The 23,377-nt window shown below is 37.5% G+C and carries 22 protein-coding genes; 8 read left to right on the top strand and 14 right to left on the bottom strand.

Features of this window, described 5'->3' with window-relative positions; all coding sequences use genetic code 11:
• Position 1 precedes the first annotated feature (1 nt).
• The gene (locus AC3WV0_RS04680) at positions 2-604 is read right to left on the bottom strand and encodes an HPP family protein (RefSeq protein ID WP_488844408.1); all 603 of its coding nucleotides are present in this window, start codon (positions 602-604) and stop codon (positions 2-4) included.
• Between the two features lie 202 nt (positions 605-806).
• Between AC3WV0_RS04680 and AC3WV0_RS04675 the strand changes: the two genes are divergently transcribed.
• From AC3WV0_RS04675 to AC3WV0_RS04650, 6 genes are all read left to right on the top strand, one after another.
• A complete protein-coding gene (locus AC3WV0_RS04675; protein ID WP_090000738.1) occupies positions 807-1,139 on the top strand; it encodes a single-stranded DNA-binding protein in 333 nt (110 codons plus the stop codon).
• 11 nt (positions 1,140-1,150) lie between these two features.
• Positions 1,151-1,606, top strand: coding sequence for an HRDC domain-containing protein (locus AC3WV0_RS04670; RefSeq protein WP_488844406.1), 456 nt, complete (start codon positions 1,151-1,153; stop codon positions 1,604-1,606).
• 139 nt (positions 1,607-1,745) lie between these two features.
• Entirely contained in the window at positions 1,746-3,098 is a 1,353-nt protein-coding gene (hisS, locus tag AC3WV0_RS04665) for a histidine--tRNA ligase (RefSeq protein WP_488844404.1), read from the top strand.
• Positions 3,099-3,124: 26 nt separating this feature from the next.
• Complete coding sequence (chrA, locus tag AC3WV0_RS04660) at positions 3,125-4,255, top strand: chromate efflux transporter (RefSeq protein WP_488844402.1); 1,131 nt, start codon at positions 3,125-3,127, stop codon at positions 4,253-4,255.
• 10 nt (positions 4,256-4,265) lie between these two features.
• A complete protein-coding gene (locus AC3WV0_RS04655) occupies positions 4,266-4,907 on the top strand; it encodes a GNAT family N-acetyltransferase (RefSeq protein WP_488844400.1) in 642 nt (213 codons plus the stop codon).
• 312 nt (positions 4,908-5,219) lie between these two features.
• Positions 5,220-6,017, top strand: coding sequence for a class I SAM-dependent methyltransferase (locus AC3WV0_RS04650; protein ID WP_488844398.1), 798 nt, complete (start codon positions 5,220-5,222; stop codon positions 6,015-6,017).
• 50 nt (positions 6,018-6,067) lie between these two features.
• Here AC3WV0_RS04650 and AC3WV0_RS04645 read toward each other — a convergent pair whose 3' ends face one another.
• From AC3WV0_RS04645 to AC3WV0_RS04630, 4 genes are all read right to left on the bottom strand, one after another.
• Positions 6,068-6,325, bottom strand: coding sequence for a YtxH domain-containing protein (locus tag AC3WV0_RS04645; protein ID WP_090000744.1), 258 nt, complete (start codon positions 6,323-6,325; stop codon positions 6,068-6,070).
• Between the two features lie 98 nt (positions 6,326-6,423).
• The gene (locus AC3WV0_RS04640; RefSeq protein WP_488844396.1) at positions 6,424-7,266 is read right to left on the bottom strand and encodes an isoaspartyl peptidase/L-asparaginase; all 843 of its coding nucleotides are present in this window, start codon (positions 7,264-7,266) and stop codon (positions 6,424-6,426) included.
• A 1-nt stretch (position 7,267) separates the two neighbouring features.
• Positions 7,268-7,984, bottom strand: a complete 717-nt coding sequence (locus AC3WV0_RS04635) for a YoaK family protein (protein ID WP_488844394.1) — start codon at positions 7,982-7,984, stop codon at positions 7,268-7,270.
• 11 nt (positions 7,985-7,995) lie between these two features.
• Complete coding sequence (locus tag AC3WV0_RS04630; protein WP_488844392.1) at positions 7,996-8,886, bottom strand: cyanophycinase; 891 nt, start codon at positions 8,884-8,886, stop codon at positions 7,996-7,998.
• A 197-nt stretch (positions 8,887-9,083) separates the two neighbouring features.
• Between AC3WV0_RS04630 and cphA the strand changes: the two genes are divergently transcribed.
• Positions 9,084-11,711: a cyanophycin synthetase gene (gene cphA / locus AC3WV0_RS04625; protein ID WP_488844390.1), complete on the top strand. Its 2,628-nt coding sequence runs from the start codon at positions 9,084-9,086 to the stop codon at positions 11,709-11,711.
• A 70-nt stretch (positions 11,712-11,781) separates the two neighbouring features.
• Here cphA and AC3WV0_RS04620 read toward each other — a convergent pair whose 3' ends face one another.
• The 9 genes from AC3WV0_RS04620 to AC3WV0_RS04580 form a co-directional block, all read right to left on the bottom strand.
• The gene (locus tag AC3WV0_RS04620) at positions 11,782-12,240 is read right to left on the bottom strand and encodes a hypothetical protein (RefSeq protein WP_488844388.1); all 459 of its coding nucleotides are present in this window, start codon (positions 12,238-12,240) and stop codon (positions 11,782-11,784) included.
• A 20-nt stretch (positions 12,241-12,260) separates the two neighbouring features.
• Positions 12,261-13,445: a hypothetical protein gene (locus AC3WV0_RS04615; RefSeq protein ID WP_488844386.1), complete on the bottom strand. Its 1,185-nt coding sequence runs from the start codon at positions 13,443-13,445 to the stop codon at positions 12,261-12,263.
• 75 nt (positions 13,446-13,520) lie between these two features.
• Complete coding sequence (locus AC3WV0_RS04610) at positions 13,521-14,357, bottom strand: type 1 glutamine amidotransferase (RefSeq protein WP_488844384.1); 837 nt, start codon at positions 14,355-14,357, stop codon at positions 13,521-13,523.
• Positions 14,358-14,383: 26 nt separating this feature from the next.
• Positions 14,384-15,508 (bottom strand): carboxylate-amine ligase, encoded by a 1,125-nt coding sequence (locus AC3WV0_RS04605; protein WP_090000751.1) that lies wholly within the window; start codon positions 15,506-15,508, stop codon positions 14,384-14,386.
• A 23-nt stretch (positions 15,509-15,531) separates the two neighbouring features.
• On the bottom strand, positions 15,532-16,485 hold the full coding sequence (locus tag AC3WV0_RS04600) for an ATP-grasp domain-containing protein (RefSeq protein WP_488844382.1): 954 nt from the start codon (positions 16,483-16,485) through the stop codon (positions 15,532-15,534).
• Between the two features lie 37 nt (positions 16,486-16,522).
• Complete coding sequence (locus AC3WV0_RS04595; protein ID WP_488844380.1) at positions 16,523-17,236, bottom strand: alpha/beta hydrolase-fold protein; 714 nt, start codon at positions 17,234-17,236, stop codon at positions 16,523-16,525.
• Positions 17,237-17,315: 79 nt separating this feature from the next.
• Positions 17,316-18,527: an ATP-grasp domain-containing protein gene (locus AC3WV0_RS04590; RefSeq protein WP_488844378.1), complete on the bottom strand. Its 1,212-nt coding sequence runs from the start codon at positions 18,525-18,527 to the stop codon at positions 17,316-17,318.
• A gap of 140 nt (positions 18,528-18,667) precedes the next feature.
• Positions 18,668-20,083 carry a M17 family metallopeptidase gene (locus AC3WV0_RS04585; protein WP_488844376.1) on the bottom strand — a complete coding sequence of 472 codons (1,416 nt, stop codon included), beginning with the start codon at positions 20,081-20,083 and terminating at the stop codon, positions 18,668-18,670.
• 10 nt (positions 20,084-20,093) lie between these two features.
• On the bottom strand, positions 20,094-21,206 hold the full coding sequence (locus AC3WV0_RS04580) for an alpha/beta hydrolase (protein WP_488844374.1): 1,113 nt from the start codon (positions 21,204-21,206) through the stop codon (positions 20,094-20,096).
• A 218-nt stretch (positions 21,207-21,424) separates the two neighbouring features.
• Between AC3WV0_RS04580 and glgB the strand changes: the two genes are divergently transcribed.
• Positions 21,425-23,371, top strand: a complete 1,947-nt coding sequence (glgB, locus tag AC3WV0_RS04575; RefSeq protein WP_488844372.1) for a 1,4-alpha-glucan branching protein GlgB — start codon at positions 21,425-21,427, stop codon at positions 23,369-23,371.
• Positions 23,372-23,377 lie beyond the last annotated feature (6 nt).

Raw genomic sequence — 23,377 nt, 5'->3', positions numbered from 1 at the left:
TTTATTTTTTCAGTTTGTGTGGATGAGCATGTTTTTTCTTTAGCAACCTCAGGAACCTGCTGTGAGTAGGATAGCTTCTGTTAGAGGTAATATTATTGAAAAAAAGTGCTACTGTTAAAAGAATAAGACATCCGGAAAGAACCGGCGATAATACATACCAAAATCCCAGCTCCGGAATTTTACCGGTTGAGCTTACTGCAATCAATGCAGTGGCGCCACCCGGAGGATGAAGGGTCTTTGTATATTGCATCATGACAATGGAGAAAGCAACAGCAAGAGGCGCCGAAAGCCAGATAATATCAGGCACGATTTTGTATATCGTAACGCCTACCAAGGCTGAGATCACATGCCCGCCAATGAGATTCCGGGGTTGTGCTAGGGGGCTTTGTATCGCTCCATAGATTAATACACTGGAGGCTCCGAAAGATCCGATAAGAAAAATATTTTCTGTTGCCGATAAAGAATGCGATTGGATGAAAGCAATGATTCCAATTCCGAAAAACGCTCCCAGGAATGACCAGAAATGTTCTTTGTAGTCTACCAGTGTTTCTTTGTAAATTACATATTTTGAGACTCTCAGCGTTCTTTTAATGGTTTTCTTCATATCTACTCAAAGGTACGGAATTATCCGTTTTCAAACGGGTAAATTTTCAGATTGTTTGCGATAATCGTTTTCAAACGACTACAAACGAATTTAAATAATTTCGTACCGACTTGAATTTCAGTTTTCGGCAATCTTTGCAACAGAGATTTGAGAAACAGGTGAACGTCTCAGATTTAGTATTAATCTTTAAAAAAATAGAATTATGTCACTAAGAAACAAAGTAACATTAATCGGTTACACAGGAAAAGAAGTTGAAATGGTAAACTTCGAAAACGGAAGCGTAAAAGCAGTAGTATCTATTGCTACTAGCGATTATTACACCAATGCAAAAGGTGAGAAGGTAGAGGAAACACAATGGCATAATCTGATCGCTTTTGGGAAAACTGCCGAGATCTTTCAGAAATATGTGCCGAAAGGAAAAGAAATTGCGATTGAAGGCAAGCTGACATACAGATCATACGATGATAAAGACGGTGTAAAAAGGTATATTACTGAGATCAGAGTAGATGAAATTCTGCTTTTGGGAGGCAAATAATAAAAACACAAATGATGAAAGTGAAAGTTTTTAAAATCAGACTGCAGCCGGAGTTTTTACATGATGATCAGCATATGCTTGATGATTTTCTCGAATCTCACCAGATTGTAAAAGTTGAAACGGCTTTTGTAAATGATGACAATTACTGGTCGGTTGTATTATATTTTGATGAATTGAAAATAACCGTCAACACAGTGAGAGAATCAAAGCAAACAAAATATACCGCTGAAAATGATGTGCTGAGTTCCGACGAAGAGAAAATCCTTTTTGCTCTCAAAGAATGGCGTTCCGAAAAAGCAAGAGCGCAGAACCTTCCGACGTATTTCATAGCAACGAATAAAGAACTGGCGTCCGTGGCAAAATATAAACCTGTACGCAAAGAAGAGCTATTGGATATCAAAGGATTTGGTAAGCATAAGATAGAAAATTACGGAGAAGAGATTCTTGACATTTTAGAGAACATCTGATTATTTAATAGAAACACAAGTGATGAATAATCCTGAGCTGGAGAAGATTGTTTCTTCAGCTCTTATTTGTAGGATAAAGTCAGTTCAATTCCTTATTTTTGCAGCACTTATACATTAATCATCATTTATCAATTATAGAATGAAACCAGGTTTAGCAAAAGGGACGAGAGATTTTACAGCATTGGAAGTTGCAAGAAGAAGATTTATTATTACGACTTTACAGAAAAACTTCGAATTATTCGGGTTCCAGCCATTGGAAACACCGAGCTTTGAAAATCTTTCGACATTAACAGGAAAATACGGAGAGGAAGGAGACCGCCTGATTTTTAAGATTTTAAATTCAGGAGATTACACTTCAAAAGTAAATCAGGAAGACTGGGAGAACAAAAATCATCAGAAATTAACTTCACAGATTTCAGATAAAGCCCTTCGTTACGATCTTACCGTACCTTTTGCAAGATTTGTAGCGATGAACCACAATCAGCTTACTTTTCCTTTTAAAAGGTATCAGATTCAGCCGGTATGGAGAGCGGATCGTCCACAGAAAGGAAGATTCAGAGAATTCTATCAATGTGATGCGGATGTAGTGGGCAGCGAAAGCCTTTTGCAGGAAGTAGACCTGGTTCAGTTATATTTGAAGTCATTTGCAGAATTGGGTGTTTCCGTAACAATTCATATCAACAACAGAAAAATACTCTCTGGCCTTGCCGACTATGCCGGAATCGCAGATAAGCTTATTGATTTCACGGTAGCCCTGGATAAGCTGGATAAAATAGGAAAAGATGGCGTAGTTAAAGAACTTATTGAAAGAGGAATTACTCAGGAATCTATTGATAAACTGGATTTCCTTTTTACCCAATCAGATGATGCGTTGGAAAATCTTCTTCAGCTCAAAGAAAAGTTTGCAGGAAACGAAACAGGATTGAAAGGGGTGGAAGAATTAGAGTTCGTGATCACGCAATCCCTGAATTTGGGTGTTGATATTCAGAATCTGGTATTTGATATCACGCTTGCAAGAGGACTGGATTATTACACCGGAGCGATATTCGAAGTGAAAGCTGATGAAGTTCAGATGGGCTCTATTGGTGGTGGTGGAAGATATGATAACCTTACAGAAGTTTTCGGAGTTAAAAATATTCCGGGAATAGGGATCTCTTTTGGTTTGGACAGGATTTACCTGGTTATGGAAGAATTAGGTTTATTTCCTGAAGAAGCCACCTCAAAAGTGGAGTTTCTGTTTGCTAATTTCGGGGGTGATGAAACGCTTGAAGCTTTAAAAATCATCAAACAGTTAAGAGAAAAAGGAATTTCTGCCGAACTTTATCCTGAATCTGCAAAGATCGGAAAGCAGTTTACCTATGCTGAGAAAAAAGGAATTAAAAATCTTGTTTTCCTTGGCGAGGAAGAAATTAAGAACGGAAATGTAACATATAAGGATCTAGAAGCAGGAGAGCAGAAAACGGTTACTTTAGAAGAGTTTTTAAACAAATAATATCATTCTGAGAATTCTGTAATGCCATGAAAAATACAGAAGACTTAAAAGAAATAGCTAAACTTTTTCTCAAATTGGGAATCATCGGTTTCGGCGGGCCGGCTGCACATATTTCAATGATGCAGGATGAAGTTGTTACCAAAAGAAAATGGCTTACGCAACAGCATTTTTTAGATCTGATAGGAGCAACCAATTTAATTCCCGGTCCCAACAGTACGGAAATGGCGATCCATATCGGAAGAGAAAAGGGAGGCTGGAAAGGATTAATTACTGCAGGAGTTTGTTTTATTCTTCCTGCAGTTTTTATTACAGGTATTTTTGCCTGGCTGTATAAAAAATACGGATCATTACCGGAAGTTCAGCCTTTTGTCTACGGCATTAAGCCCGCTATCATCGCTATTATTTTGTCAGCAATTTTTCCGCTGGCAAAAAAATCTTTGAAAACAGGACTGTTGATTATTTTAGGATTGCTTGCGTTAACAGGGTCATTATTGGGTGTTAATGAAATCCTTCTTCTTTTTGGTGCCGGGATAATTTATGTCTTTTTATATTTTATAAACTCCGGAAAGTCGAAAGATTTAAAAAATCTTATTCCCATTATTTCTTTACATGGATCGGGAAACGATTTATTATCCCCATTACATATTAAATTATTTCTTATTTTCCTTAAAGTTGGCGCTATCCTTTACGGAAGCGGTTATGTATTGTTTGCGTTTCTGGATGCTGAGCTTGTCTCTACAGGACTGATGACAAGAAAGCAACTTATAGACGCCATTGCCGTAGGACAATTCACTCCCGGACCGGTTTTTTCTTCGGTGACTTTTATAGGATATCAGATTAACGGATGGACCGGAGCAGCTGTTTCAACTCTCGGGATTTTCTTGCCGTCATTTCTTTTCGTTGCTTTGCTTAATCCTTTAGTAAAGAAAATGAGAAAGTCAACAATTTTTTCATTATTTCTGGATGCGGTAAATGTTGCTTCTGTTGCTATTATTATATCCGTATGCATTAGCATGGGAATAGATACTGTTACTGACTGGAGGACGATTCTGATTGCTGTTGTCTGTCTTTTTCTAAGCTTTGTATATAGAAAAATCAATAGTGCTCTGATTGTTGTTTTGGGTTCTGTAATGGGATGTCTGCTGACTTTTATGTAATCATTATTGTATGGACGGACAAGTTTCATCAGACCTTATTGAAAAGTGGCTTAAAGCATGGTCACTGTCAAGACAACTGCCATTGCCCGTGCGCCATAAATCCGGATTGATGGTGGATGTAGGAGAAGAAAGGCAAAGGAAGCGTTATGTATTTCCAACATGTAATGATGATTTTTTTGAACTGGCACAAACCATTAATGAGCCCTGGATTTTCCTGAAAGTATGTGCATCTTTCGATGAGTTTAAAGACAAAATCCCGGAAAGATGGGTCTTGCAGCCACAAGGATACATGATGTACTGCTCTTCTCCTATGGAATTTGCCGATAAAAACTTACCGGATAAATACATATTCGAATATAAACAGTATCAATCTACTTTTTTGGTCAATATTATGGAAAATAATGTAGTAGCTTCATCAGGACGCATTGTATTTGTTGATGATCTTGCTGTGTATGACAGAATTTTTACGGAAAAAGATCATCGAAGAAAAGGCCTGGCGAGCTTTTTAATGAAAGAGCTTGAAAAAATAGCACTGTCAAAAGGCTTTTTTACTAATTTTTTGGTTGCCACAGAACAAGGTAAAAAACTATATGAATTATTAGGCTGGAAACTCTATAGTCTTTATACGTCTATTGTCATTGAGAGAGAATAAATGTCAAAATATTACTTCACAACGTAAGAATATCTTTTTTACATCGTGCCAAAGTAAAATCATCATTTAAAAAAGTAACCTTACACCGCAAAAATGTAACTCTACAATGTAAAAAAGCAACTTTACCTCGTGCCAATGTAAAACTACCACATAAAAAAGTAACTTCACTTCTCAAGAATGTAACCTTACCTTGTAAAAAAGTAATCTTATATCAAAAGAATAATAAAAAGTCCTTTTTAATCTAATTCCTTTAAATTAGGATTATAATTGCAGTTACATTTATTTTTATATTTTTAGACCCAAAATATAGTCATGAAAAACTATTTAGAAATCAACAAAAAATCCTGGAATGCCAAAGTTGAGCCTCATTTACAATCGGATTTTTATTTTGTGAATGAATTTTTAGAAGGCAGAACTTCACTGAATTCTATCGAGCTGGAACTTTTAGGTGATATAAAAAATAAAAAAATTCTGCACCTGCAATGCCATTTTGGTCAGGATTCAATTTCTCTTTCACGGCTTGGCGCTGAAGTTACCGGAATTGATTTGTCGGATAAAGCCATCGATGCAGCAAAAGAACTGGCTCGAAAAAGTGGTACCGACACACAGTTTATTTGCACAGATTTATACAATCTCCCGAATGTTCTTGATCAGCAGTTTGATATTGTCTTTACGAGCTACGGAACAATTGGCTGGCTGCCGGATCTGGAACGGTGGGCAAACGTTATTTCACATTTTCTTAAGCCTGATGGAAAATTCATTATGGCAGAATTTCATCCTGTCGTATGGATGTTTGATGATGATTTTGAAGGGGTGAAATACAATTATTTTAATGAAAAACCGATCGTAGAAACTTATGAAGGTACCTATGCAGATCAGTCTGCAGATATTGTTCAGGAATATGTAATGTGGAATCATTCTCTGGCGGAGGTTCTTCAAAGTTTGATTAATAATGGAATCGATATTCATCAGTTTAAAGAATACAACTGGTCACCCTATCCTTGTTTCAGGCATGTAGAAGAATTTGAAAAAGGGAAGTGGAGAATTCCGCAATTTGGAAATAAGATCCCGCTTGTTTTTGCAATAGAAGCACAAAAAAAGTCATCGTAGTTTTTAATTACGATGACTTTCTGAATATATGAATGTTAAAATAACTAGTCTTATCCTACAGTTTCCTGCGCTTTATTTACAGTATCCTGTGCTTTGTTTTTAAATTCATCTGCTTTGTCCTGAACCTGGGAAGCGACATTATTAGCTTTATCTTTAAGATCATTTCCCCATTTGTTTAGGTTATCCTTTGCATTGTTGATTTTATCTTTTACCATTTGCTTTTGTTCAGGGCTTGAATTTTTATATTTCCAATATGCTAAAGCTCCAAGACCAACTAACGCTAATAAACCTTTTGTCTTATTTCCCATGATTTCTATTTTTTAAATGTTAATACTAAAATTTGTTATTAGTAATCATGTAAAATACGTGCCAAAAAAAATGACAGAAATATAAAATAATGTTAAATTTAATTGAAAGTTTCTAAATTTTCCCCGTCAAAACTTGCAAAAACCATAGTAGGATAGGAGTCTTGATGATAGATATTTCCATCTTTGTCAATGGCAATAGCTCCTGCGAATCCGTCGATTGTTTTCAGTTCTTCAAACGTTTTCTTAAAAGCATTTTGCAGAGACATTCCGTCAGTAACTCTTGTAACGATCTTTGCTGCTGTTGCATTGCTTACGATATCTTCACCTACTCCTGTGCAGCTTACAGCACAGAAAGCATTGGCATAATTTCCGGCCACGGTTGCAGAATCGGAAATCCTTCCAGGAATCTCAAATCCTTTCCCGCCTGTAGAGGTGGCAACGGCTAATTTCCCGTTTTTATCAATCACGACACAGCCAACGGTGCCTTTTCCGCCATTGTTTAATTTTGCCTGATATTCTTCTCTTCTTTTCGGAATTTCCGTTGAAAAGTTTTCAAAGCCGTGCTCTGTGGCATATTTTTTCGCTCCGCTTCCACCTAAGACCCTGTCGTCTTCTTTCATGAGCTCTTTTGCTACAAAAATTGGATTTTTTACATCCTGAATGTTAATCACGCCGCTCATTTTTTCGGTTTTTCCATCCATAATTGCTGCACTCATCCTGATCACTCCGTCACTCTGGATTTGAGATCCTGTCCCTGCATTGTACAGTTCATCATCTTCAAGCAGGGAAACGGCAAATGCTGCAGTATCAAACGCTGAATGATCCTGTAAATATTCAAAGGCTTTTTTTACAATGTTCTTTAAAGATTCCTGTTTCGCCGTTTTTACCTCATGACTCTGATCGCTTTCAGAGAAAAATCCACCGTGAATTATTACCTTCATTTTAATGTTGTTTTTTGTAGACAAGATAGCCAATTTTTATAAAATCATATATGATCCCCGACACTAAAATAGCTGCTGCCAGGATAAGTATCTTTAATGTAATGAAACCGTAAAGCGTTCCTCCGGTAATTCCTCCCAGAAAGAAAAAACCGATGATTGAGATTCTGAGCTTTACAGAAGAAAGAAGCTTTTTTCTCTGCTCTGCTTCTCTGTAGAAGAAAAGTTGCGAGAGTTCGATTCCGAGATCTGTAAATAGCCCTGTAAGGTGTGTGGTTCTAACGGTTGCATTGGAAATGGTTGTCACCAGAGAGTTCTGCAAACCCATGGCAAAAAGCAGGATAAAAGAAAGCAGTACCGAATTGTATGCAATGAAATAATTTCCCCATAGGCCTGCGCATAGTAAAAGTAAGCATTCAATCAGAGTAGGGATGATGTACATGTATTTACTGTTCCTTCGGGAAGCAAATTCGATCATAAAATTGGAAGTAAATGATCCGAAGAAGAAGAAAAGAATGTACAGGAAATATACAGTGCCTTTCCAAAACCGTAAATTGAATACCTCATCAATAAAGAATGCAAAATGGCCTGTCACATTCGTTGTAAGGGTCTGGACAGATAAATATCCTGCTACATTTACGATACCGGCGACAAAAGACAGCAAGCAGGCTATACGAAGATTGTGGTAATAAGTTCTTGTCCTGCCTTTATGTCTGAACATGCTTTAATTTTTTATTTTTCCTGAGGAATCGGATTAAATTGAGAATTCTCGATGGTCAGGGTTTTAGTAGTGAGGTCATAATGATCGTTCATAGACATTACATGCACGGTGAGATTATCAATAGAGATAGGCTCTCCGAGATTGATGTTGGTGAGATTGGTGTCTTTAATAAACCTTCCGTCTACAAGAATGACAAGCCCAGAGCCAACGGCAGTCATTACATCATTATGAATAAAAAGTCCCGTATCTTCTCCCAGGCCGATCCCAAGTGTTCTGGGATTGTTCACTACAGCCTGGAAAAGTCTTCCGATTCTTCCCCTCTGTACGAAATGCGTATCGATGATCACATTATCAATAAGTCCTAATCCCTGTGTGGTTTTTATTTCGCCTTTCAGCAAAGCTTCAGAACTGCTCCCCTGATAAATCATATTTTCAGAAGCAGCGGCAGCCCCGGCAGAAGTTCCGGAATAAATAAAATCCTGCTCCTGATATTTCAGTAAAATCGTATCGTGGAATCTTGTCCCTCCAAGAATGGATGTCAGTCTGAGCTGATCTCCTCCTGTAAACATGACAACATCGGCAGCATTTGCCCTTGCAACGATAGCGTCAGAGTTGGCCTCTTCACGGTTGTGAATATCAAGAATATTCACATTTTTTGCGCCTAGAAACTCAAAAGCTTTTTTATATTCTGCACCTACGATCTGTGGAATCTGTGAGGCTGTCGTAATAATTTCAATGACAGAATTTTCCTTATTTTTAGATTCGTTGATAATTTTTCTAAGAATTCCTCTCTCAAAAAAGTTCAGGTTTTTTTCGATATTCTGATCAAAATCGGTTTCGGCAAAACTTCCTTTGTTTACAGCACCGCCGATTACAATTAATTTTCCAACAGGTTTCGTCATAGGTTGCAAATTTAAAAAATTATTAACAGCTGAGAAAATTCAGGGTACATAAAATTGATTTTGAGGATTTTAGAATGATAAAAAAATCCAGATTATTTTTAGTAAATATTCAAGCGTGGTATAGTTTTGTTTAGGGTTTTGCATTATCTTTGATTCTAAATGCAGTTATTGTTAACTATTAAAAATGCAAATAGACTATGAAAATTGAAAAAATACAGGCATTGCGCGGCCCGAATATTTGGAGTATCAGGAGGAAGAAGCTGATACAGATGCGGTTGGATCTGGAAGAAATGGAAAATTTCCCCACGAATAAGATCGACGGATTCAGAGAAAGAATAGAAAAATTAATCCCTTCTTTATTTAGTCACAGATGTTCTGAAGGGGTAGAGGGAGGTTTCTTTCACCGTATAGAAACAGGGACCTGGATGGGGCATGTTATCGAGCATATTGCGTTAGAAATTCAGACCCTTGCTGGCATGGATGTGGGCTTCGGAAGAACACGGGAGACAAAAACGCCGGGAGTTTACAATGTTGTATTTAATTATATTGAAGAAAATGCAGGAATTTTTGCAGCTGAAGAATCTGTAAAGATCGCAGAAGCTTTGATTAACGGAGAAGATTATGATCTGAATGCGTGCATCCAGAAGCTTAAAGAAATCCGCGAAAGAGTGCGTCTTGGGCCATCAACCGGAAGTATCGTTGAGGAAGCCGTGTCAAGAAAAATTCCGTGGATACGTTTGGGAACGAATTCGCTGGTACAGCTTGGTTATGGCGTTAATCAGCAGAGATTCCAAGCCACGATTACCGGAAAAACAAGCTCTATTGCGGTAGATATTGCATGTAATAAAGAGTTGACCAAAAGAATGCTGCATGATGCGGCTATACCGGTGCCGATAGGAGAACTTATTACCGATGAAGAAGGTTTAGACAGTGTCGTAAGAAAAATAGGATATCCGGTGGTGATTAAGCCTTTGGATGGAAATCATGGAAAAGGTTCTTCGATTAACGTTAACGATTGGGAATCTGCCAAAATAGGACTGGAGCATGCTCAGAAATATTCTAAACGCGTCATTGTTGAAAAATACATTACAGGATATGATTTCAGGGTTCTGGTCATCAATAATAAAATGGTTGCTGCAGCCAGGAGAGTTCCGGCTCACGTTGTCGGGGACGGTGAAATGAATCTTCAGCAACTCATTGAAAAAGAAAATAACGATCCGAGAAGAGGGTATGGGCATGAAAATGTTTTGACCGAAATTGAGATCGACAAAGATACCACCGAGCTTCTTGAAAAACTGAATTATACACTGGAAACAGTTCCTCAGAAAGGGGAGGTCGTTTACCTGAAGTCAACCGCTAATCTCTCAACGGGTGGTACATCGATCGATGTAACAGACATGATTCATCCGGAAAATATTACAATGGCCGAAAGAATATCAAAAATCATCGGACTTGATGTCTGCGGAATTGATATTATGGCTGAAAATCTTACTCAACCTTTAAAGGAAAGTGGTGGAGCAATCATTGAAGTGAATGCTGCGCCAGGTTTCAGGATGCACCTTGCTCCAAGTGAAGGACTCCCAAGAAATGTTGCCGCTCCGGTTGTTGATATGCTTTATCCACCGGGAAAACCTTTCACTATTCCAATTATTGCAGTGACCGGAACTAATGGAAAAACCACGACAACCCGATTAATTTCTCATATTGTAAAAAGTAACGGCTACAGGGTTGGTTTTACGACTTCAGACGGAATTTATATTCAGAATACGATGTTGTCTAAAGGAGATACTACAGGGCCTCTTTCAGCAGAGTTTATCTTAAAAGATCCAACAGTGGAATTTGCCGTGCTGGAAACGGCAAGGGGTGGAATTTTACGTTCCGGACTGGGCTTTTCACAGTGTGATATAGGGGTTTTGACCAATATTGAAGAAGATCATCTCGGAATGAATGATATCCACAACCTGAGAGATCTTACCCGTGTAAAAAGAGTCGTTCTCGACAGTGTAAAGAAAGGCGGATGGAGTATTCTGAATGCCGATAATGAGTATTCAATGAAGATTATTAACGATCTTGACAGTCAGGTCGCAATTTTCAGTATGAATGAAAATAATCCGCATATTCAGAAATTTGCGAAGGAAGGAAGAATTACCTGCGTTTACGAAGAAGGGTTTGTTACCATCAAAAAAGGAGACTGGAAGATAAGAATAGGCAAGGCCAAAGATTTCCCGATCACCATGGAGGGTAAGGCAAAATTTATGATTGAAAATGTTCTGGCTGCAAGTCTCGCCTGTTATCTTTACGGATTTGGCATTGAAGATATTTCTAATTCTTTAAGAACTTTTATACCTAGCGCCCAGCTTACCCCTGGCCGATTGAATGTTTTTAAGTTTAAAAACTTTAAAGTTCTGATTGATTTCGCCCATAATCCTTCGGGATATGAAGCTATTGAGGATTATCTTAAAAATGTAGAAGCGACAAAAAAGATCGGTATTATTTCCGGTGTCGGAGACCGTAGAGACAGTGATATCAGGGAATGCGGTAAGATTGCAGGAAGAATGTTCGACCATATCATCATCAGAAATGAAAAGCATCTTCGCGGAAGAACGGAAGATGAAATCAACGGTCTTATCATTGAAGGAATGCAGTCTTCAGGAAGAGATGTGAGCTATGAAATTATTCCTAAGGAAATCGAAGCCCTGAAACATGCAATGGGAATGGCTGAAGAAGGAACATTTATAACAGCTTTAAGCGACGTGATTTCCAATGCTATTGATCTGGTACAGGATTATCAGGCTAGAGAATTGCTCGAAGACGATAAGATTTAATCATTATATTTAAAAGTTTCGGCGGCATCGAAGATGCCGCCGAAACTTTATCTTACTTTTATAAATTAATTTATAGATTTTCCCACAGTGGCTTTATCTCCCGCATTTTTACCAGATAAAAATATAATGGAATCAACTCTAATCGTAGGGTAAAAGTATTCGTTTCAGGCAATAGAAATGGTATAATCATCATAGTGACACAGACTAAAATACCAATAACAGCATCAACAATCGCCGCTTGCGGAGCCCATTTTTGTTCAAACCAAAGCCCATATGCCACAATTCCTTTATAGATGAGTAGGCAACTTGTTATTAATCCGTAAAGGGTATAAACATGTGTTGCCTGAATTCCGTAAATTGACATTTTAAATTCCCTTACAAAAGGTCCGATACCAAGGAACAAAGCTGTGACTAAACCTCCGATGAGAAAGAACCAGACACAGATTTTGATCCAGACTGGCAGAAGATTTCTTCTTCGTGTAAAATTTGTTTTCTTTTCAAATTCTTCAAAAGCTGAAGTTTCATGCATTGTATATTCGTTTTTATAATTTATTCTTGTGCAAAAAAAGCGTTGGAACTTCCAATCCAGATGGCATCTTTCTTATTAAAATCTACATTTACCATATCAGCTTTGGTCATTCTTGCAAGATTTTCCAGCAGGATAGGACGTTCGTCATTTTCATGCCAAATATACAACAAACGGATTTCTCCTTTTGAAAAATCTCCGTTGATATCTTCAAAAACCGGTTCATAATTAACTTTTCTTTGTAAAATATAGTTTTCCTTATCTTCAATAGCGTCTGTTATTTCTTTTGTCGGATTTAAATTAACACCACTTCCCGCAAAAGAAAATAAAGGTTTCAGAACAAAATTTTCGAGGTTTTCATCGTCTGGAAATTGATGCAAAAAATAGCTTTTCGGAACAAACTGATGCTCTAAGAGCGGTAACAAAAATTTAGAAATTTTGAAAAACCAGTTTGGATGGGTAATCCATTTTAAATCGACATCTTCACGGAAATCAAATTCCGTTTTCAGATCCGGAATACGGTCTAATTCGTCAAAAATCACACGATTATAAATCCTTTTAATCTCAATTAAATTTTCATCATGTTCATAATATAATTTTTTGCCGTTCTTTTTGATTTTAGTAAGGCAAACTGTTTTTATTCCCAGCAGTTTTTCGGTAAAAATAAAATCAATTTGTGTTTTTTGTTTTTCAGGGTAAATTTCCAGGAGAATAACATTTTCGGGGTTCTCATCACCGACGATAAGATCCTTAAGATGATTTTTAAAATCTTCTTGAGACATATTGTTCCTGATTTCTGAAAGAAACGGATAAATTTCACAGAAAGATTCTTCAAAAATCTTTTGAAATGCATACAGAGAAGGGAAAGCCTGAAGTTCGATAAGCTGTGGTTCGATTTCTTCATTGTCATTTTTACAGATTCCGAAATCTATGGTGAAGAAATGCGGCTTATCGGTATCGTTAGGAACTCTGCAGTTGTCCGGAATGGCTTTTTGTAAAAGGTCTGGAGATAAAGTCTTGATCTGGTCAATAATGCTTTCGCTCGCACGGATCAGTTTAGCTTCAAAATCTTTTGTTAAGAAAATAGGACTCTCAGAAATTCTGAATCCCGGTTCTAGTCCGCTTTTTTGTTTTAAATATTCTTTTAGCAGGCTATACTTTTCCTGTGAAAAATCCTGATTAAACTGTTTTCTGTATTTTGGAATCATAAATCTTTTTCTTTGTGATTTAAAAAATCGGACATTTTAGCCCGATTGTATATATATTTTTTATCGAAGTATTTTCTACATTAAAGCATGAATTCTGCTTAGAATATTCCGTTTCGCAAAGTCTAAAAATCTTGGGAGAATCTGGGACTGTGTAAGAATGATTTTATCTTCATCATCAATTCTGTCAATCGTCTCAAGATATTTTTGCATACCGAAATTTTCGATCATGGCCAATTTGTTTTTTTCATCCTTAAGATTTTCCATCATTCCTTCAGGATTAGCTTCAGGATGAAACTGAGTTCCGAAAATTTCTTCAGAAAAACGAACAGCCATTACCGCTCTTTCAAGATCAATGTGTGGCCGAAATTTCTCAATCGCCGTGATTTTCATTCCCAATTCCTCAAAACGCTCATGATCAGGTTCTATAAATTGATAAGCCCGAGAATCAACGGCATAAAAGGGATCTGGAAGATTCTTAAACAAAAATTCCTGTTCACCTTCTTCGGTTTTATGAACCGGCATTACCCCGAAAGAATACGATTTTCTTTTATTGATCGTTCCGAGCTTCCAATGAATACTTGCCAGCTGAAAAGAATGACAGATCAGGAAAAGATATTTTTTTTCAGGATTGTTTTTATTGTGTTCAAAAATAGCATTTAAGAATCCGCTAAATTTATCTTCCCATTCCAATCCTTCCCGATGAGGATTTCCAGGGCCTCCGGAAGAAATAAATATGTCGAAATCTTCAATCTCCGGAATTTCATTTTTAAACCTTACATCAAACGTCTTAATGGTTACGCTTTCTTCCACACAACGTTGCTGAAAAGCTTCAGAAATTTCTTTTATATTTTTAAATCCCTGATTTACCTGGTTATTATTCATATCCAGTAATGCAATTCGAATATCCTTCATGCTACTTCATATTTTATACAAATTTATTAAATATTGTGAAGTGGTTCTCCGTGCGTAATACCATATTCGGTTTCTGAGATCATATAATCAACAACTTTTGTAAGATCACCGGTTTCATTAAAAATTCTGAGCTGCCGGTCCGCACCTGTTCCGTTTTCTAAAATTTTCCAGGCATATTCCACTTCATTACGGCATCCTAAATCATCTACGACATCATCGATGAATTCTAAAAGTTCTTTTAAAAGATCAGGATAAGGCACAGATTCCTCCTTACCAAAATCAATAAGATGAGCTTCAATTCCGCTTTTGGAGGCCCTCCATTTATTTTCATTAAGCAATAACCTTCTATAGCTTCTGAAGCTTAAATTTTGCTGGTGCAGCTTGTATATTTTAGCAACCAAAGACTGCATGATCGCTGCAAGGCATACCGTTTCATCTATTCGTAAAGGCATATCGCAAATCCTGAATTCTATGGTTGGGTAAAAAGGATGCACCCGAAGATCCCACCAGATTTTTTTTGCATTGTCGATCGTACCTGTCTTCACTAAGAGGTCTACATAGCTGTCGAATTCTGCGAGAGAGTTGAAAAAGCTAGGAATTCCTGTTCTCGGAAACTTCACAAAAATTTCCTGTCGATACGATTTAAAACCGGTATTCCTGCCGATCCAAAATGGTGAATTAGTAGATAATGCATAGACATGCGGAAGAAAATATCTCATCACATTTTGGATTCTTACTCCTTCTTCACGGTTCGGTATTCCGATGTGTACATGAAGTCCGAAGATGAGGTTTCCACGCGCGACATCGCCCATGTCGTCTACAATTTTATTGTACCGTTCACCATTGGTTATGGTATTGTGTTCCCAGTTTGAAAATGGGTGTGTTCCACCGCCGGAAACGCGAAGTCCCTGTTCGTGGGCGGTTTTGATAAGATGTCTTCTCAGGTTGGTTAGTTCTGCTTTAGCTTCCTGAATATTCTGGCAGATTCCCGTCTCCATTTCGATCATGGATTCGTGCATTTCGTGCTTTAAATTTTCGCTTAAAACAGCTTTCCCGCCTTCAATAATTTTCGAAACATGAGAGATCAGGTCTCTGCTCTCAACATCAATGATCTGATATTCTTCTTCGATCCCAATAGTAAACTGATGCATTTTTTTTCGTGTTTTTATGTTTTTTATTGTATAGAATCTTTTACGAAATTCCCCCAGGCGATATTAGGTTTCCCCGGAACATATTCTTTGGCTTTTTCTATGGCCAATTTTGCGGAATGCTCCACAATCCAAGCGAAATTTTCTTCTCCTACAGAATTCCTGTCGGCATCCGGCGCAGGATTGCAGAAGTCGATGGCGTAAGGAATTCCGTCCCGAACGGCAAATTCCACCGTATTAAAATCATAGCCCAACGCTTCATTCATTTTAATGGTGTAATCATGAATGGTTTTTAATAATTTTTCCAATTCTTTTCCTTCTGTTTTGTGAGTTGTTTCATATCTCAGGTGAGGAGCATTTCTTGGCTCATAAGGCATAATATGAACATATTTTCGGCCTAAGCAATACACTCTGTAGTAATCATCAAAAATAATCTCTTCCTGTACCATCATCACAAGCTGCTCGGTTTCCGAATGTTTATCCCAGAGGTCTTGAGGGTTCTCGACACGGTACACATTTCTCCAGCCGCCACCGTCATGCGGTTTCATGTAGGCCGGAAATCCCACATAATCAAAAATATAATCCCAGTCGTGAGGGAATTTCAGATTTCTGAAAGACGTTTCTGAAGTATTGGTTGGTCTTTCGTATGAAGGCAGCAAAACTGTTTTCGGAAGAGGAATTCCGAGTTTGATCATTAAAGCATTGTTGAAAAATTTTTCATCTGCACTCCACCAAAACGGATTATTAATGACGTACGTTCCATTCAGTGCTGCATTTTTGAGGTACGCTCTGTAAAAAGGAACGTCCTGTGAAATTCTGTCAATAATAACGGCATAGTCATAATCTGCGCCCTGTTCAAGTTTGTCAATGCTTACAGGTTCTGCAACGATTTCACCTTTTCCAAGCTCGTTTACCTTATCAATAAATGCCCAGGGAAAAGTATCTTCCATTCCGAATAGTATTCCGACTTTTTTTACCATAGTTGTATTTTTTTATGTGTATTAATTTTTATTTAAATTAAAAGAAAAATGTCCCAATAAATGTTGGAAAAACCATTCTCCAAAGCGGCCAGTCATGACTGATCCACTTTCTTTCGTCATACCAGAAATCAATTCCTTTTAAACGTAAAATTTCTGCCATTTCAATATTTTTGTCTTTACAGATGTCCTGATCAGAAGTGCTTAAAACAATGTGCATATGCTTGTATTTCCATGCTTCATCATTTCTTACAAATTCCCTTGGGCAATTGAAATAAACGAGATCATCGGAATATCCGTCCATGAAATTCCTGATGCTGAAAGCTCCCGAAAGACAAAACAGGTGTGAAACAACATCCGGAAATCGGAAGGCGAAATTGGCAGCGTGATATCCGCCGAAGCTTGCTCCTGCTACCGCAACACGATGAGTTTTATGAATTTTCTGAATGTAGGGTACGAATTCCTGGATCAAAAACTGCACATACCGTTCATAATTTTTAATTCTTTGTTGAGGAGAGATCCCTTCATCATAAAAGCTCCAACTGTCAATCGTCTGGATATTATAAAGCTTGATTTTTCCCTGTTCAACGAACCAGTTAACGCTTTCATTCAGATGAAAATCATGATTTTGGGTATAAAGCCCCTGCGAAGTCGGAAACATTATGACCGGATGACCGTAATGTCCTGTAACTTCCACTTTGATGCTTGTACACAAAATATGTGAATAGTAATCTGTATGTTCTATATGTGGCATGTTTTAATAACTTATGAATGATAATAGATTAAGAGATATTTTTGCTAGATGCTAGATGCTAGATGCTAGATGCTAGATGCTAACTCGTGGGTTTGCTTTTCGGAGGAAGAATATTCAACATTTCAGCATTAATTTTTTCCGCTGCTTTGTCCAACCTTTCCTCAATAATAAGCGGATCGCTGGATTTATAAACAATGCCGACATGATAATCAATAGGTAAGAATTTTACTGTTTCTTCACTTTCAAATTTGCTGTAATCTGCTTTTTCATCTTTAATCAATGCGATGATCAGACCGGAATAATATCCTGTAGGCTTTGAAATTTGATAATCCTTTCCCCAAAGCAATGCATCTTCTATTTTTGCCCATTCTCTCCAGATATTAATACTGCTTGAAGCTTCCACAAGGTCCGGTATGTGCGCTCCTCCAACTCTTGAAGAAGTTTCCAGAAAGTAATATTTTCCGTTTTCTTTACTCCTGATAAATTCCGTATGAGTAGCTCCGTTTACCAGACCGAAACTGGATAAAACTTTAGCGTTGGCAATTTCAAGAGCTTGAAATTCATCGGAATACCGTCCTAATGTTTTCGTCCTGAACACTCCGCCTTCATGAGAAACCTGCATCGGAGGCGCCAGATATTTTGAAGCTGATGTAAAAACAATCTCTTTATTAAAAGTCAGGCTGTCAACATGATACACGTCGCCGGGTTTAAAACTTTCCAGTAAAAATAAATGACGTTCTTCCCCGAGACTATTGAGGGCTTCCCAAAGTTCTTCTTTGGATGTCAGTTTCCTGATTCCTGATGCAGAAGCTTCTGAACGTGGTTTTAAAACCCATGGTGCAGGAACTTTATCAATAAAGGAATTAATTTCATCATTGTTGAAAACAGCAGCAAATTCAGGAACATTAATCCCGGAATCTTTTGCTTTCTGTCTCATCGCAAGCTTATCCCTGAAATAGCGGTGCGTGGTCTGTCCCATTCCAGGTATACGGAAAGTCTCGCGTATCAGTGCTGCTTTTTCCACATCATAATCGTCGAGGGCGACAACGGCATCAATTTTTCGGGTCTGCATGAGGTAAGAAAATCCCTGGATAAGATGATCGAGATTCCAGACTGACGGTTTCAGTTCAGGCATGTAGAAGACTTCGTCGATAGCATGCCACGGCCAATTTTTCTCTTTCAGATTTTCTGAAGTTACCAAAATCACATTATTACCGAGGCTTTTCATCTCATCCATGAAATCATAGCCTTTGTAATAGCACGAAATGCATACTATTGTTTTCTTCTCCATACAATGTTTTTTAGTTTTTAGTGAAATTTCAAAAATAAAAGCAGTTTTTTATTATTTATTTAATATTAAATTAATAAATATAATAAGCTTTTGGAAATTCTGTTTCAATTATACAGAGAATTTTTGTAATAAACTAATTTTTAATGATAATTTTCGATTAAATCCGCCAGCAGCTGTACACCAAACCCGGTTGCCGCTTTTTCTTTGGCATATCCTACATTTCCAAATGCTACTCCCGCAATATCAAGATGCGCCCATTTTTGATGGTTTTCTATAAACTGTTCCAGAAACTTTGCTGCAACAATACAATCTCCAATGGTTTTCATTGATATATTTTTTATATCGGCTACATCTGAACGGATATCTTCTTTCCAGATGTCCCAAAGTGGCAGGTTCCAAAGCCTTTGATTGGTTTTGTCGCCGGTTTTAATCATAAGATTTTTAAGTTCTTCATTATTGGAAAATAGCGCTCCGCAGGTATCGCCGAACATTCTTACCGAGCTTCCTGTCAACGTGGCAATATCAATAAGAATATCGGTTTTGTAGTTTTTTGAGAGATAAGATAGTCCGTCGGCCAAGATCATTCTTCCTTCTGCGTCCGTATTGAGGACCTCTATCGTTTTGCCGTTGTAGGCCGTAATGACATCACTTGGGAGAAAAGCTTTTTCAGAAATGGCATTATCGGTAATCGGTAAAATAGCTATAATATTCACAGGAAGCTGCATTTCTGCGGCGTAAATTAAAGTACCCAAAACAGCGGTCGCACCTCCCATATCCGACTTCATATAATGCATATTGTCCGGGTTTTTTAAAGAAATTCCTCCTGTATCAAACAGTACACATTTGCCAACTAAGCCAAAGGTTTTTGCATTTTTAGCAGCAGTTTTATATTCAAGGATTGTGAATGCTGCGTCATAAGCACTTCCCTGGTTTACCGAAAGATATGCTCCAAGGCCAAGTTCTTCACACTTTTTTCTATTGAATGAAGTATATTTCAGATCATATTTTTTAGATAAATTTTTTAAATATGTACTGAAAGTATCTGGCTTCTTTAAATTGGCCGGTTTGTTCAGCCATTCCTGACAGGTGATTTGCCCGTTACTTATTGCTTCTGATTTTCGGCTGATAAAATCAAGCTTTTTCTGGCTTAAATTCTCGAAATGAAGCTCAAACTTTGTATTCCAGAACGGATGTGTCTTTTCGAAAGGATAATTATATGTACCGATAAACAATCCTTTCACAAACTCTTCGAATTGCCTTTCATTAATGAAGTCTCCGACAACTAATGTGGGTAATGGTAATATTTTCTCTTTATAAGTCTGCGAAAACTTTAAAGCAACCTGTTGAACTTCAAATAACGCCAAATCTTCTTTACCCAAACCAATGAAATAAGCAATTCCTTCTTCCTGAGCGTTGATGAAGACTTCGTGTTTTTTACCGGTGAAAAAAGCAGATATATTCTTATTGAAATTTTTAGATGTTTTTATCCATTCCTCTTCGGTGAAAAGGTGAAATATCTGCGTGTAATTTTTGATTTTTTTATTGACTAATTTCATAATTTAATGTTTACTTTTTTTGCTGAGGTTTTACTTCAACCGGATTTTCTGTATTGTTGTAGAAAAGCCATTCTATTGCCCTTGGGAATTCCTGAGACCAGTAGAATTCACTGTGATTACCTTCAGGATTAATACTGGTCCGGAATTCAAAGTCAAAAAGATTTTTCTTTTCCCAGCGTTTCAGATACTGCTCAAAAATATGAATTCTTTTTACCATTTTGGATCCTTCGCGTCCTCCGCCATATAAATAAATTTTCATGGTAAAAGGAACCCTGAAATTCATTATCGGAAAATTGTTATTGGGTTCAACCCAAAGAGATGGTGAAAAAATCAGCAGCTTGGAGTAGACTTCAGGATAAAGAAAACCACTGTAAATACTGATCAGCGCACCTAGCGAACTTCCTCCGATTCCGGTATTGTCACGGTCTTTTTTTGTCCGGTAATTATCGTCAACGAATGGTTTCAGAGTATCCGTTATAAATCGGATGTATTTCTTTCCTTCAGACCCGTTTGCAACATGGTCATTATCAAAAATATATTCTTTGATCCGGTCTTCACTTCCATGCTCGATCGCGATAATAATGATATCTCCGCGGCCATATTCGGTAAGTACAGAGAGTTTCTTGTCTATCTCCCAATTTCCGTAATCGCTTCCTTCATTGAAAAGATTCTGAGCATCCTGGAGATAAAGAACAGGATAGCTTTTATCAGAGATATAATAATCGTAGGGGAGAAGTGCCCATACTTTGCGGTGGCGGTCTAGCTGAGGAATGTAAAATTCTTCAGAGATCACTTCCACAATCGGGAAAAATTCTTTTTTAAATGGTCCCCAGTTCAGTCTCCATTTTTTTACCAGGTCGGCAGTTTTTCCTGTGGACTTGCTGACTTTTCTGTTTGGGGTGATATTTCCGTATCTATCCAACTCTACATTTTCCCAGCCGCCTTTCGTGAATTTGTATTCAATATTTTCAGGCAAAAGCTGATTGTCTATTTCGATATAGTAATTCTGGTTTTCGGATTTAGTGAGTTTATAATGTTCATCTCTAGGATTCCAGCTGTTGAAATTTCCTGTGATATAAATATTTCTTTCATCATTTTCTTCAGTAAAGAGTTCAAATCTCATTCGTGCGTTTTTACAATTCAGAATGATAAATTTATAATAAAATCTTTTTGTGACAAATTATTTTTAAAATCACCGGACGCTCCTGAAAAAAGCTCTATATTTGATAGAAACAAGTGACGATATGCATTTAACATAATAATTACTTCAATATTAATTAACAATCCTTTCTGATTTTTTTAGTATTTTCAGAAAAATAATAAAATTTAAATCAAACCGTGATGAATTCGGTTAAAACATACACTCTTTTTACGGATCACGACATTTATCTTTTTAAAGAAGGTAAACACTATAAGCTGTACGACAAATTTGGTGCGCACTCCGTAGAAAAGGATGGAGTGAAGGGTACCTATTTTTCAGTGTGGGCGCCCAACGCAAAAAAAGTTTCGGTGATCGGAAACTTCAACAGCTGGAATCATAAAGATCATATTCTGTTTCCAAGATGGGACGGATCGGGTATCTGGGAAGGCTTTATTGAAGGCCTTACCTGGGGAACATTATATAAATATGCGATAGAAACTGCAAAAGGTGAAATTCTGGAAAAGAGTGATCCTTATGCATTGAGCTGGGAGCAGAATATCCAGGCGGCATCACTGGTGTCTACCACGTGGTATGAATGGAATGACGAAGAATGGCTGAAAAACCGTTGGAAAAAAAACAGCCTCAAAGTTCCTTTGTCTGTATATGAGCTTCATATCGGTTCCTGGATGAGAAGTGATGAGGATTCTGAAAGATTTCTTAATTACCGAGATATAGCCGCAAGGCTTGTTCCTTACATCAAAGAGATGGAATTCACTCATGTGGAATTCATGCCCGTTATGGAATATCCTTATGATCCCAGCTGGGGTTATCAGATTACCGGTTTTTTTGCGGCAACTTCCCGTTTCGGTTCACCACAGGATCTGATGTTTCTGATTGATGAGCTTCATAAAAATGATATCGGTGTGATTCTGGACTGGGTTCCTTCCCATTTTCCTGGAGATGCCAATGGTTTACACAGATTTGATGGCTCTTATCTGTATGAGCATGAAGATCCCAGAAAAGGCTTTCATCCCGACTGGAAATCCTATATTTTTAATTACGGACGGAATGAAGTGAAATCTTTTTTAATTTCAAATGCGATGTTCTGGCTGGAAAGGTATCATGCAGACGGACTGCGTGTGGATGCTGTGACATCCATGCTTCATCTTGATTATTCCCGGAATGAAGGAGAATGGGAGCCAAATATTTATGGCGAAAACGTCAATCTTGAAGCAAAAACTTTTTTACAGGAATTTAATACTGCTGTTTATAAAGAATTCGGTGATAATATCCTTACAATTGCTGAAGAAAGCTCAGATTTTCCTCTGTTGACAAAACCTGTTCATGACGGAGGTGTCGGTTTTGGGATGAAGTGGATGATGGGCTGGATGCATGACACGTTAGATTATTTTAAGGTAGATCCTATCGCAAGAAAATTTCATCATCACAAGCTGACTTTCGCATCGATGTATATGTATAATGAAAATTATATGATGCCTTTATCACACGATGAAGTAGTCCATGGAAAATCAAGCCTCATTTACAAGATGTTTGGTGACGAATGGCAGAAATTTGCTAACCTCAGGGCTTTGTATGTGTATATGTTTACCCATCCGGGCGCCAAGCTTTTATTTATGGGCGATGAATTCGGGCAAACCAGTGAATGGAACTTCAAAAAAAGTCTGGACTGGCATTTGCTTGCATATCCTGTTCATAAAGGTTTGCAGCAATTGGTGAAAGAGCTTAATCACATATACAGACATGAAACTGCTTTTTACGAAAATCAGTTTAATCATTATGGATTTGAATGGGTGCAGGCTGATGATCTCGACAATTCGGTATATATTTATCTGAGAAAAGGAGAAAAAAAGGATGATGTATGCATGGTTATTCTCAATCTCACACCGAGAGTGATCGATTATAAGATCGGTGTAGCTGCGGGAAGCCACTGGGAAGTTATTTTTAATTCCGATGATGAGCAATATGCAGGGAGTGGGGTGAAAGCACATATTTTCAATGAAGAGTATGAGGATTATATGGATCATCAGAAGTCAATCAGCATCAACTTACCTCCGCTGGCAGGGATTATTTTAAAGAGGAAAGATAAAAAGTATAAACAGAACAGAATTAAACACCATAAAAGATAAGTTAGA

It is taken from the genome of Chryseobacterium sp. 27AL (assembly GCF_057815395.1).
The sequence above is the reverse complement of the archived record's forward strand: the minus strand, read 5'-3'. Positions and strand labels throughout refer to the sequence as shown.